Below are 13,123 nucleotides of genomic sequence, written 5' to 3'. Positions count from 1 at the left end.
GTGACTCCCCGGTAACTGAACGTGTGACGCGGGCTATATTGGACGACGCTGTGCCAGCGGCTGTCCAGCCGAACCCCCGAGGGAGTACCTGTGCGTCTGTTCACCCACTACCGCGTCGTGGTGGGCTCGGCGATCCTCGCCCTCGCGCTGGTCATCGGGCTGAACGGCTGGGGCACGTTCTACACCGACATCAAGCCCGAGGTGTACGTGCGCCCGTGGGCGATGCTCGGCCAGTACATGTCGTCGTGGACGGCCTCGCCGTACCTGGGCTCGCCGAACTTCAACGTGGGTCTGGCCCCCGTGCTGCTCGTGCTGTCGGCGCTGCGCGGGATCGGCCTGTCGCCGGAGTGGACCTTCAAGGTGTTCCACCTCGTGCTGTGGCTGGTGGCCGCCTGGGGCGCCGCGCGGCTCACCCGCGCCGTCGCCCCGAGCGTCGGTCGCTGGGGCGGGCTGCTCGCCGCCGTGCTGTTCCTGGCCAACCCGTACACGATCAGCGCCGGCGCCACGTTGGCCATCGCCCTGCCGATGGCGCTGCTGCCGTGGCAGCTGCTGTGCCTCATCCACGCCCTGCGCCGCCCGCGCAGCTGGGCCTGGCCGGCGCTGTTCGGCCTCACCTTCTTCGCGATGAGCGGCATGAACGTCGCGGTCGTCCCGCTGCTGCAGCTGCTGGCCGTCGTCCCCGTCATCCTGGCGATCCGCGCGAGCGACGGGCTGCGCTGGCGCGACGCCGCGCTCGTCCTGGCGAAGTCGGCGCTCTTCGTCGTGGTGCTGTCGCTGTACTGGCTCGTCCCCGCAGCCGCGGCACTCACCACCGGCGCCCAGATCGTCGAGGGCTCCGAGACGCTCACCGGCATCGCGAAGGTGTCGTCGCTGACCGAGGTGCTGCGCGGCCTGGGCCTGTGGCCGCTGTACGGCTCCAGCTCGACCGGGCCGTGGGTGCCCGAGCACGCGGTCTACGTCGTCAGCCCGCTGGTCATGGTGCTCACCGCGCTCTGGCCGGCCCTGGGCCTGACGGCGCTGGCGTGGGCCCGCACGCGGGCCCGGGTCTTCGTGTCGGTCGCTGTCTTCGGTGCCGCGATCGTCATGGTCGGCGTCTTCCCGAGCGAGAGCGGTCCGGCCTCGCCGTTCGGCCGGCTGCTGGGCGAGGTGCTGCAGGTGCCCGCGCTGTCGGCGTTCCGCACGACCAACAAGATCGGTGCCGTCCTCGTCGTCGCGATGACCGTCGGGCTCGTCGTCACCCTGGTCCACCTCGTGCCTCGCGTCTGGAGCTGGCACCCCGGTCGCACGGTCGTGATCGTGGCGCTGGCCACCGTCTTCGCCGCCTGGTCGCTGCCGGCGCTGTCCGGACGCCTCTACATCTCGCCGATCGACGTCCCCGATTACTGGTCGGAGGCCGCCGAGGCCGTCGACGGGAGCAGCCAGCCCGGGTCCGTGCTCGTCCTGCCCGGTCAGGTCCGGCCGTTCTACCGCTGGACCGAGGAGCGTCCCGACGACGTCGTCAACGCCCTGTTCGACCGGCGCGCGGTCCTGCCCGAGACCACGCCCAACGCGTCGCCCGCCGGCGTCAACTTCCTGGCTGCGCTCGACGGCTCCGTGCAGTCCGGTACGTCGACGGGGCAGGTCGTCTCGGCGATGGCCCGCTACCTCGGCGCCGGCCAGGTGCTGCTGCGCAACGACGTCGTGTGGGAGAACACCGGCGGCGCCCGTCCGGCGGAGATGAACCAGCGGGTCTCGGCCGACCCCGGCCTCTTCGGCCGCCAGAACTTCGGCCAGCCCGGTGAGAACACGCTCTCCCCGGCGATGGAGAACCCGTACTTCTTCGGCGAGCAGCTGCTGCCGCCGGTCCAGGTCTACGACGTCCTCGGCGCCCGGTCCCCGCTGCGGGCCGTGCCGCTCGACGGACAGATCGTGGTCGCCGGCGACGGCTTCGCGTTCCCGGCCATGGCCGACGCGGGACTGCTCGACACGTCGCCGCTGGTCCGGTACGCCCAGGACCTCTCGACCGACGAGTTCGCGAAGGCGCTCGACACCGCCGGGCGGATGGTGCTCAGCGACACCAACGCGCGGCGCAGCGTCATCTCCAACCGGCTCACCGTCGGCCAGGGCCCGCTGCTGCGCGAGGACCAGGACCCCGGCGCCACCCGCACGCTCGGCACCGACGTCGCCGACCAGACCGTGCGCGTCGACTCGGTCGTCAAGGTCACCACGTCGCGCTCGGGCGGCACGTTCTTCGACCTGCCCTACGGCACGGGCGACTTCGCCGTCGACGGCGACCTGACCACCGGCTGGCGCTTCGGCGACTTCGGCACGGCGGCCGGCCAGCGACTCGTCGCCACGTTCGACGAGCCCGTCCGGCTCGACGAGGTGCCGATCGCGCAACTGCCGATCGGCGACGTGCAGATCGACGAGGTCACGGTGTCGGCCGGCGGGCGCAGCGACACGATCACGCTGCCCGAGTCCGGTCTGGCCACCGCCCGGCTGGGAGGCGTCGAGACCGACAAGCTGACGCTCTCGATCGACTCCACCCGGGGCAAGGGCTACAACTTCGTCGGCATCGCCGAGATCGGCGTCGGCCGCACGGCCCACGTCGCCGGGCGCACCCCGTTGACGCTGTCGAACACCTACGAGGAGCTCGACGAGGCGAACCGCGAGCGGTTCTCCCGCACGCCGCTCGACGTCCTGCTCACGCGGGTGCAGAACACGTCCTCGACCAGCGACGACTCCGAGCGCGAGCTCAACCGCGTCATCACCCTGCCCGACCGTCGCACCTTCGAGACCAGCGCGGACGTGCGGGTCAGCGGTCCGGTCGAGGTCATGTACGACCGCGTCGAGGGACGTGGCACCGACGTCGAGGCCGAGTCGAGCGGCTACTACTTCGACAACCCCGCCAACCGTGCCTCGCGCGCGGCCGACGGCGACGACGAGACCGGGTGGGTGCCCGGCGGCACCACCCGCGGTGCGTGGTGGGAGATCCGTGCCGACGAGCGCGCGATCGACCAGGTGCGGATCGTCCAGACGGCGGCCGACATCGAGGAGGGGCAGACCCGGCACCGCGCCTCGCGCGTGAGCGTCAGCGTCGACGGCGTCGAGGTGGCCGAGTCCGAGATCGGGCTGGGGGAGACCACCATCGCCCTCGACGAGCCAGTGCGCGGCTCCGCGGTGCGCGTCACGATCGAGGGCCTCTCGGGCGACCCCAACGGCGTCCCGGCGACCTTCACCGACATCGACACCGGCGTGGCGATGGACGAGGCCGACGACAGCGACCACTGCCTGCCCGTCGCGCTGGCCGACGGCGAGGGCCTGCTGATGAAGCCCGCCACCGGCCTCCTGGCGCGCAGCGACCAGCAGGGCACCCGGTGGGTCGGCTGCGAGCGCACCCGGTTCGGCTCGGGCGAGCACACCCTCGACGCCAACCCCGCCTTCGTCCTCGACTCCCTGCAGCTGCGAGACACGCGCGAGTCGCTCGAGCGGTTCGGGTCGCCGATCATCTCCGAGGTCACGCGCAACGGCGACACCCGCATGACCCTCGACGTCGAGGTCGCCGACGGCCCGTACGCGGTCGTCACGGGTCAGAGCCACAACCCCGACTGGCGGGCCTCCGCGAACGGCGAGGACCTCGGTGCCCCCGTGACGCTGGATGGCTTCTCGTCGGGCTGGATCGTCGAGGACGGCGCCCAGGCGTCGATCGACATTCGCTACACGCCCCAGCGTTGGTCCGACATCGCCCTCGGCATCAGCGGCCTGGGCTTGCTCGCGGCCCTCGCCCTCGTGATCGGCGCGCTCGTGCGCCGCCGCCTCTTCGCGCTGCCCGAGGGCCCCGCCGGCCCGACCGGACTGCGCCCGCCGTGGGCCACGGCTCCGGTCCTGACCGTCGCCGGCGTCGTCGGTGCGGGCCTGCTGCTCGGCTGGGGCGGCCTCGCCGGCGCCCTGGCCGTCGCGGCGCTGATGTGGGTGCGCCCGGTCGACCCGCGCCGCCTCGTGTACCTCGGCGCGGCGCTGACCTTCTCCTCGCTGGTGGCGCTGCTCGTGGTGCAGGCGCGTCGCGACGGCATCGGCGAGCTCTCGGCCGACATCTTCTCGGCGAGCCTCGTGCCCCACCACCTGGCGGGGGCCGGACTCGTCGTCGCGGTCGCCGGCAGCCTGATCCTGCTGTTCCGGAGGTCCGACGATGACTGAGCCGCTGGTGTCCGTGATCGTCCCGACGCGCAACAACCGCCGCACGATCGAGGCGTGCCTGCGATCCGTGCGGGCCCAGGACCATCCGCACGTCGAGCTGATCGTGGTGGACAACCACAGCACCGACGGCACCGACGACATCGCCCGCGGTATCGCCGACGTGGTCATCACGGGCGGCCCCGAGCGCAGCGCGCAGCGCAACCGCGGGATCAGGGCTGCCGAGGGCGTGTGGATCCTGTGGCTCGACAGCGACATGTACCTGCCGCCGGACGCGGTGAGCGCTGCCGTCCGCACCGCGGCCGCCACCGGCGCCACCGGCGTGGCGCTCCCCGAACGCACCATCGGCGAGGGCTTCTGGACGGCGTGCCGCGCCCTCGAGCGCGAGTGCTACCTCGACGCGCCCTGGCTGCACAACCCACGGCTCCTGCGCCGGGCCGACATGCTCGCTGACGGGTTCCACGAGTCGATGTCGGGCCCGGAGGACGCCGATCTGCGCTTCCGCATCCGCGCGTCGGGTGGCTCGGTCGAGCTCGCCCCGGTCCTGGTCGACCACGACGAGGGACGCCTCACGTTGTCCGACATCTGGCAGAAGCGGTACTACTACGGGCTCAGCCTGCCGACGCTGGTCGACCAGCACGACGGGGCCATGGCCGACCAGGGCACCGGCGTGCTGCGCGCCTACGCCCGCAACTGGCGCCGGCTGATCCGGCGCCCCATCCACGCGGTCGGCATGGCCGGCATGCGCGTGATGGAGGCCGCCGGCTACCTGTGGGGCGCGCGCGCCGGTCGTCGCCGGGCGCAGGCGTGAGGATCGTGGCGTGACGCGCGAACTGTTGTGGGTGTCGCTGCCCGACCAGCGGCCGCGCCGCGAGCTCTACTACATGTCGCTGATGGGCGATACGCACGTCACGGCCCTCGCCCGCGACGAGCCGGTCGGCGACCTGACGTGGATCCCCAGCACCTACCGACGTCCGATCAAGCGCTTCATCGAGGCCGGCGCGCTCGCGTGGGTGAACGAGCTGCGCGACCAGGACCCGGAGGAGTTCGACTGGGTCGCCTCCCTCGAGCTGTGCTCGCTCGTCACCGGCCAGGCCTCCCGGTGGCGCCGGCGGGGCACCGGCCGCCGGCCGCTGCAGGCGGTCGTGACCTGGGAGAACCTCGCGAACCAGCCGATCTACCGCGTGCCGCCGTACCGCCAGGCGCTCGAGTCCTGCCGCTCGGCCGAGCTGCTGCTGTGCATGGTCGACGCGGCGCGTGACCACCTGCTCGAGAACCGGTTCGACGACGCCGTCATCCGCGTCGTCAAGCCCGGCGTCGACACGCAGACGTTCACCCCGGCCGCCCGGCCGGCCGAGCGCCCCGTCGTCGCCTTCGTCAGCCCGCTGGCCGAGAACAAGGGCATCGACCGCATCCTCGCCGCGATGGCGCTCGTGCGGCGCCAGGTCCCCGAGGCCGAGCTGGTCGTGGCGGGGCGCGGACCCCTCGAGCCGATGGTCCGCGCCGCGGCCGACACCCCGGGCAGCGGGGTGACGCTCGTCGGCGGCCTCGACGCGGCCGGGGTCGCCGACCTGCTCCGTGGCGCCTCGGTCTTCACGACGGCCCCGCGCCCCACCTGGAAGTGGGAGGAGCAGTTCGGCCTGGCGTACATCGAGGCGCAGGCGTGCGGGCTGCCGGTCGTGACCACCCGGTGCGGCAGCAACCACGAGGCGATCGCGCCCGGCAACGACCTGCTCGACGTCGAGGGCGACGACCAGGTCGAGGCACTGGCCGCGGCGCTCGTCGCGTGGCTGACCGACCCCCCGCGGCGCCGGCGCCAGGGTGAGCTCAACCGCGCGTGGGTCACCGAGCACCACGACCTGCGCACGCAGTGCCGGCGGATGGGTGAGGCGTTCGGCGAGATAGAACGTCTGCACGGAGTCCGCTGATGCGCCGCCTGACCTCGCCGACCACCGTCGGCGGCGTCGTCGGCCTCGTGGCCGCCGTCGTGATCCTCGGTCCGGCGCTGCTGCCCGGGCTGCAGCTGAACTACGACATGGTGTTCGTGCCCGAGCTCGGCTTCGGCGAGCGCACCCTGGGCGTCGACGGCGCCGTGCCCCGGGCCGTCCCCAACGACCTCGTCGTGGCCGCGCTGTCGACGGTGCTGCCGGGCTGGCTGGTCCAGAAGCTCCTGCTCGTCGCGGTGTTCGTCGCCGCCGGCGCCGGGGCGGGATCCTTGCTGCCGGGCCGCCGCGCCGCGGTCGCCGGCGCCCTCGTCGCCTGCTGGAACCCGTGGGTCGCGGAGCGCCTCGCGATCGGTCACTGGGGCTACCTGCTGGGCTACGCGACCCTCTTCTGGGTGATCCGGACGGCCGGCCGCGCGCGTCGGGGCGAGGGTGCGGCGGGTCCGCTCGGCGTCGTGATGGCGCTGGCCGGCCTCTCCGGCTCGACCGGCGCGGTGCTGGCCGTGATCACCGCGACGGCGGTCCTGCTGGCCGGCTCCCGCTGGCCACGCGCGTGGCGCAGCTGGGGATGGGCGATGGTGGTCTCGGTCCTCGTCGCCGCCTCCTGGTGGTTCCCGTACCTGCGCTCGGAGGCGTCGTCCTCGGCCGACTCCGCCGGGGTCACGGCCTTCGCCGCCCGCGCCGACACGCCGTGGGGCATGCTCGGCTCCGTGCTGACCGGCGGCGGCATCTGGAACCAGGCGAGCTGGTTCGCCGAGCGGCAGAACCTGCTGATCTCGGGCGTGGCGCTGGTGGCCGTGCTGGTCGCGTGCGCCGTCGCCTGGGGCGACGCCCGGGTCCGGTCGCGCCCGGAGTACCTGGGTGCGGCGGTCGCCGGCCTGGTCGGCCTCGTCGCCGCGGTCGCGGCCGGCCTTCCCGGCGGACGCGAGCTGGTCTCGTTCGTCGTCCTGCAGGTCCCCGGCGGGGGACTGGTCCGCGACGGCCAGAAGTTCGCCGCGCTGTGGATGGTCGCGGTCTCGCTCGCCGCCGGGCTCGCCGCCTCGCGCCTCGCCGCCGCCTCCGCCCGGCGCCACGCCGGTCGCTGGCTGTCCGGCGGGCTGGCCGTCGCCTGCGGGCTGCTCGCCGTCGTCACGCTGCCCGGCCTCGCCGCGGGAGCGGGCGGCCGCTGGGGCTCGGTCGACCTGCCCGTCGACGTCACGTTCGTGGCCGAGCGACTGGAGGAGGCCGAGCCGGGTGCGGTCGCCGTGCTCCCGTGGACCCAGTACCGGCGGTACGACTGGAACGACGACCGCGTCGTGCTCGACCCGTGGCAGCGCCTGCTGGAGCGGGACGTGCGGGTCAACGATGCGTTGCCGTTGAAGGACGCGGTGGTCGCGGGGGAGGACCCCCGGGCCGCCGAGGTGACCCGCGCCCTGGCCGCTCCGGGCGACGACGTCCTCGCGGCACTGCGGGCCGCGGGCGTGCGGCACGTGCTGCTGCAGACCGACCAACCCGGACCCACCCTCACCGAGCTCCAGTTGGCCGACGCCGAGCTGCGGATCCGCACGGAGGACCTGCAGTGGTGGGACCTCGGCGACGAGGGTCTGGCCCCGGCGAGGACCGCCAGCCGGGTCGATCATGCCGGCCTGTGGCTCGCGGCCGCGGGGCTGCTGCTCGCCGTCGCGGGCGCGGCGGCGGGCGCAGTCCGGCGACGCTAGCGACACCCGTGTCCGGAAACGCGGCGGACTGCAGGACACCGTGTCGCGGGACTGCTACGCTGACGGAGCAGTATCGCCACGACTACGGAAATTGGGGCTCATGAGCGAGAGTTTGGTCATCATCATCGGCGGCACCATCGCAGGCAGCGTCCTCGGCGTCCTCGCGGTCGCGGGTCTCGTCGCCAGCCAGACCGCGGTCAAGCAGGATCAGACGCACTCGTCCGTCATCGCGTACGACGAGTCCTGATCGAACCGGGGTGAGACACCCCACCACCGACGAACCCGACGCGACGCCAGACGTCGCCCGACGGGTCAGAATCGCCGCCAGCACTTTGCTGGTGGCGATTCTTCCGTGGGTCGTCGCTCCCGGGCGCATCCAGCCCGACACCAAGCTCGATCTCACGGTCGCTCCGTGGGACTACCTCTCCCGCGCCCTGTCGGCGTGGAACTCCCATGCCGGCCTCGGTGAGCTGCAGAACCAGGCCTACGGCTACCTCTTCCCCCTCGGTCCCGTCATGGGCCTCTCCCACTCGGTCGGGCTTCCCGACTGGGCGGCGCAGCGCGTCTGGTGGAGCCTGCTGCTGGTCGTCGGATTCGTCGGCACCTACCTCGTCGGTCGCCGCATCGTCCGGCTCGCGCCCGACGTGGCGCTCGTCGCCGCAGCCCTGTACGCACTGGCCCCGCGGGTCGTCACCGTGCTGCCCGAGATCTCCGTCGAGGCGTGGCCCGGCGCCGTCGCGCCCTGGCTCGTCCTCGCCGCCTGGACGATGGTGCGGCCGTCGGCCGACCGGCGCAGCGTCCTGCGTGCGGCGGCCTGGACCGGGCTGCTCACGATCGCTCTCGGCGGCGTCAACGCCACCGCGTCCGCCGTGGTCCTCGTGCTGCCGCTGGTCGTGATCCTCACCGCGCCCCGGGCGGCGCGCCGGGGCCGGGCCCTGGCCGTCTGGTCCGCCGGGGTGGTCGTCGGCGCGGCCTGGTGGATCGTCCCGCTGCTCGTGCTGGGCCGGTACGGCTATCCGTTCCTGGACTTCATCGAGACCGCGCGGATCACGACGGCGGTCACCTCGGTGCCCAACGTCCTGCGCGGCGCCGACCACTGGATCGCCTACATCCTCGACGCCGAGTCGACCCCGGTCTGGCAGTCGGGCTGGGTCCAGGCGCAGGGCGTCGTGGCCATCCTCAGCTCGATGGTCGTGGCCGGTGCGGGCGTCGCCGGGCTGGTCGTGCTGGGCCGCGACCCGCAGCGGCGGCACGCCACGCGGTTCCTGGTCGCAGCGGCACTCGCGGGCGTCGTGATGATGACCATCGGCCATGGCGGCGTGCTGGGGTCGCCGCTGTCCGATCCGGTGCGCGACGTCCTCGACGGCATCGGCGCGGCGCTGCGCAACGTCCACAAGGCCGACCCGCTCGTGCGGCTGCCGATCGCGCTGGGCGTGGCCGTCCTCGTCGCCCACGGACTGTCCCGGGCCGCGCGCCTGCCGCGGATCGCCACGGCCGCCGTGCTCGTCGCGGCGATCGTGTCGCCCACTGCGCTGTGGTCGGGCCGTGGCGGCGACGCCAACCCCGTCACGGAGATCCCGGCCACCTGGACCCAGGCGGCCGACGAGATCGACGTGCTGGCCGAGCAGGACGGCGGCTCCACCCTCGTCCTCCCGGCCGCGCGCACGGCGGAGTTCACGTGGGGCAAGACGACCGACGAGCCGCTGGTGGCCCTGGCCGAGTCGCCGGTCATCGTCCGCGCCGCGGCTCCGTTGGGGCACCCGGGTGCCACGCGGCTGCTCGACCGGATCGACACGGCCGCGGCCTCGGGCACGGCCCAGACCGGCCTGGCCGACGTGCTGGCGCGGATGGGAGTGACGCGCGTGGTCGTCCGCCACGGTGTCCTGCCCCTCGTCCAGGCCCTGCCCGCCGAGCGCGTCGAGCGCACCCTCGCCGCGTCGCCCGGCTTCACCGAGCATCGCCGCTTCGGCGACCTGTCCGTCTGGACCGTGGGCTCGGGCGCGCGGGGGCCGGTCCGCGCGGTCGACGCCGAGGCGCACCTGGTGGTGGCGGGCGGACCCGAGTCCCTGGTCGACCTCGCCGAGGTCGGCCTGCCGGAGCGTGCGTGGACGACCATCGAGCCGGCGGCGCCGGATCCCGACGTCCTGACCGACTCCCTGCGCCGCCGCCAGTTCAACAGCGGGCGCCCGGCGCAGCTGGCGCAGGGTCCCACGCTCGCGGCCGACGACGACGCGCCGGAGCCGATCGGCGCCCGTGACCTCCCGCCCGCCGGCGACGCCGCGACACAGCCGGTCCGGGAGTGGGTCGGGCTTCGCGCGGTCGAGGCCAGCAGCACGGGGGCCGATCCGTTCGCCGCAGCGTGGGCGGGCACCCGCGCCGCGCCGGCGTCCGCGCTGGACGGGGACGTCGACACGGCGTGGCTCACCGACGAGGCGACCGACGGCCGGCTGACGCTCACGCTGCCGGAGGCCGCGCCGCTCGGCCGGATCACCGTGGTCGCCGCTGAGTCCACGCCGGTCCTCGACACCGTCACGCTCGTCGCCCGCCGACCCGACGGGTCCACCCGGCGCCAGCCCCTCGACCTCGCGGCCGGCACCGGCACGGCCGATCTCGGCACCGAGCGCTTCGAGCGGCTCGACGTGGTGATGCCCGCCGCTCCGCGCGAGGTCGTCCGGGGCATCGCCGAGATCCGCAGCGACCAGCACGCCTGGGGCGCGCGGATCAGGCTGCCGGGCGCGGTCGACCTCACGCAGTCCGCCGCCGTGCTCAGCCCGCGCGAGGAGGACGCGGCCGCCCCGCGGTGGGCTCTGCGCTCGGTCGCCCCGGCGCGCGTCCCGGTGGCGGTGACGGCCCGGGCTCGCGCAGGCGAGGCGCTGGACGCGCTGCTGGACGCCCCGGCGCGCTACACCTCTGCCGACCGTGTGGGCGACGACGCCCCGCACCGTCCGGGCGCGAGCTTCGACCGCGACCCGACCACGGGGTGGCTCGTCCCGGCCGACCGCGACGTGGCCCGGGTCGAGATCGCGCTGCCGGCACGTGGTCCCGTCGGTCGCCTCAGCTCGGACGGCACGGGGCTGGCCGCGATCCGGGTCTCGGTGGGCGGGCGCACCACCTCGCTGCCGCCGACCGGCGGCGCGGTCGACGGAACCGGTGAGCGCCTCACGCTCGAGTTCGTGCGAGGCCCCGGCGAGGGGGAGTGGACCGTCCCCGACGTCGAGCTCGACGCCGTGCAGGGTCCGGCGTCCCTCACGCTGCCGTGCTCGACGGTGTCGGTCGGCGAGTCCGTCGTCCGCGTCGGTGGGCGCGTCGCGCGCTCCGCGCTCGTCGACGGCGCCCCGCTGTCCTTGGCCGCGTGCGGGGACGACGCCGCACGCGTCGGGGCGGGCGAAGTGGACGTGCGGGTCGACCTGCCGGCCCCGTTCGAGGTCGAGCGGCTCGACCTCGGCACGGTCGAGGTGGCACCGGGCGCGGGCCGGTCGGTGGCCTCGCGCGAGACGGCGCCCGGGCGGCTCGTGGCGTCCGTCGGCGCCGGCGACGACGCCGTGCTGCTGACGACCCAGGGGGCCAACGACGGCTGGCGGGCGACCACATCGTCGGGCCGCGAGCTCGAGCCGGTCGTGGTCGATGGCTGGCGCCAGGGGTTCCGCCTGCCCGCGGCCGTCGACGGCGAGGTCGTCATCGACTTCGCGCCGACCACCGCGCACCGCTGGGGCCTGGCGATCGGACCGGTGGCGCTGCTCCTGCTGCTCGGCGCGCTGGTGCTCACCCGCCGCTCGCGCCTGCCGTGGGACGAGCCGGCGCCGCCCGTCCGCTCCGCTGACCGCCGGGTGGGTTGGGCGCTCGGGGGCGTCGTCGGGCTGCTCTGCGGGGGACTCCCCGGCGTCCTGCTGGCCATGATCGCGTGGTGCGTGCCGAAGCGGTTCGTCGTCGCGGTCGCCGTCACGACGATGGCCGTCGCCGGCGTCGCGATGGCCCTGCTGGGCGTGGTCGAGCGGACGTCCGTCGGTGCCGTGCTGGGTCAGGCGGCGGGACTGCTCACGCTCGCGCTGGTGTGTCGCGCGCCGTTCGACGACGCACGGCGGCGAGGATCGGGCGCTCGACGCACCACCACGACGCCGACGCCAGCGCCACGCTGAACCCCACGACCGCGTAGAGCACCCACCAGAAGCCGGCCGCGAACAGCGTCGCGCCGGTGGCGGCGAACAGCACCTGCAGCACGAGCACGTGCCACAGGAAGACGCCGTAGGAGATGTCGCCCAGCCACGCCGTCACGCCCGACCGCGCCACCGTGGCGGCGGGCGATCCCTCGGCCGGCTCCTGCACGGCCGCGGCCAGCAGCGCCAGCGCGAAGAGGGCGTAGAGCGCCTCCTTCGCGACGGCCTGGCCGACGGTGGGCGCGGTGAGGTCGCGTGGGCCGGCCAGGGGCGAGGACGCCAGGACGAACAGCACGACGGCGAGCAGCACCAGCGTCGGTCGCGACCGCCACACCGAGAGCAGGGCCGGCCGCGTGGCGAGGGGGCCCACGCCGCGGCGCCCGGCCTCCGTGAGCAGCGCGACCGCGACGCCCGCCCCGAACCAGGCCAGGTGGCCGACCACGCTCGTGGCCAGCACGCCGGCTCCGCCGTCGGACCCGGCCAGCGTCCAGGACGCGGCCACCGCCTGGGCGACCAGCCCGAGCACGGCGGCCAGCAGCGTCGCGGCCAGCAGCGCCCGGATGCCGCGCGCGCTGCCGCGACGCCACAGCACCCGCGTGAGCGCGGCGCCCAGGACGGGCACGACGACGTAGAAGGTCACCTCGGTCGTGAGGCTCCAGCTCTGCGTGAAGGACTGGTAGTACTCACCGGTCCACCCCTGCAGCACGAGCAGGTGGGGGAGGACCCGGTCCATCCCGCCGGTGCCGCCGGCGTCGGAGATCCACGCCGCCGCGGCCAGCACGCCGGCCAGGGCCACCCAGTAGGCCGGCAGGATCCGGGCCGCGCGCCGCGCCGCGTACCGCAGGGTCGAGCCGCGCTCGTTGGCGATGCCGTCCAGGCCGCGCCCGATCGCGGGGCGCACCAGCAGGAACGCCGAGATCGCGAAGAACACGGCGACGCCCGCGTCGCCGCGCGCCACCAGGCCGCCGACCAGGTCGATCTGCGACGCCCCGGTCCAGTAGCCGACGTGGGAGACCAGCACCAGGGCGGCCGCGACGGCGCGCAGTCCGTCGACGAGGCGCAGGTGACCCATGGAGCCTCCGGGATCAGTGGGGATCGGGTAGGTTGTCGTCGCATTGCGCCCGCTCGGGTGCCGCGTCACGTCTGGAGGCTAGTA

The 13,123-nt window shown here is 74.5% G+C and carries 7 protein-coding genes; 6 read left to right on the top strand and 1 reads right to left on the bottom strand.

Annotated elements, in window-relative coordinates; all coding sequences use genetic code 11:
• Positions 1-90: 90 nt before the first annotated feature.
• The 6 genes from AFL01nite_RS13385 (at position 91) to AFL01nite_RS13365 (ending at position 11,949) form a co-directional block, all read left to right on the top strand.
• On the top strand, positions 91-4,176 hold the full coding sequence (locus AFL01nite_RS13385; protein ID WP_146828196.1) for an alpha-(1->3)-arabinofuranosyltransferase domain-containing protein: 4,086 nt from the start codon (positions 91-93) through the stop codon (positions 4,174-4,176).
• Positions 4,169-4,984 carry a glycosyltransferase family 2 protein gene (locus AFL01nite_RS13380; RefSeq protein ID WP_146828195.1) on the top strand — a complete coding sequence of 272 codons (816 nt, stop codon included), beginning with the start codon at positions 4,169-4,171 and terminating at the stop codon, positions 4,982-4,984. The genes AFL01nite_RS13385 and AFL01nite_RS13380 overlap by 8 nt, the downstream gene beginning before the upstream one ends.
• 10 nt (positions 4,985-4,994) lie before the next feature.
• Positions 4,995-6,101 carry a glycosyltransferase gene (locus tag AFL01nite_RS13375; protein ID WP_222593539.1) on the top strand — a complete coding sequence of 369 codons (1,107 nt, stop codon included), beginning with the start codon at positions 4,995-4,997 and terminating at the stop codon, positions 6,099-6,101.
• Entirely contained in the window at positions 6,101-7,813 is a 1,713-nt protein-coding gene (locus AFL01nite_RS13370; protein ID WP_146828194.1) for an MmpA family trehalose lipid delivery protein, read from the top strand. The genes AFL01nite_RS13375 and AFL01nite_RS13370 overlap by 1 nt, the downstream gene beginning before the upstream one ends.
• 100 nt (positions 7,814-7,913) lie before the next feature.
• The gene (locus AFL01nite_RS15365) at positions 7,914-8,060 is read left to right on the top strand and encodes a hypothetical protein (protein ID WP_186813954.1); all 147 of its coding nucleotides are present in this window, start codon (positions 7,914-7,916) and stop codon (positions 8,058-8,060) included.
• A gap of 91 nt (positions 8,061-8,151) precedes the next feature.
• Complete coding sequence (locus tag AFL01nite_RS13365; protein ID WP_146828193.1) at positions 8,152-11,949, top strand: alpha-(1->3)-arabinofuranosyltransferase domain-containing protein; 3,798 nt, start codon at positions 8,152-8,154, stop codon at positions 11,947-11,949.
• Here the strand turns inward: AFL01nite_RS13365 and AFL01nite_RS13360 are convergent.
• Positions 11,849-13,108 carry an acyltransferase family protein gene (locus AFL01nite_RS13360; protein ID WP_146828192.1) on the bottom strand — a complete coding sequence of 420 codons (1,260 nt, stop codon included), beginning with the start codon at positions 13,106-13,108 and terminating at the stop codon, positions 11,849-11,851. The genes AFL01nite_RS13365 and AFL01nite_RS13360 overlap by 101 nt on opposite strands.
• Positions 13,109-13,123: the final 15 nt, after the last annotated feature.

It is taken from the genome of Aeromicrobium flavum (genome assembly GCF_007992115.1).
GTDB classification, from domain to species: Bacteria; Actinomycetota; Actinomycetes; order Propionibacteriales; family Nocardioidaceae; genus Aeromicrobium; species Aeromicrobium flavum.
Note: the sequence above shows the minus strand (reverse complement) of the source record. Positions and strands in the feature narration are given on the sequence as shown.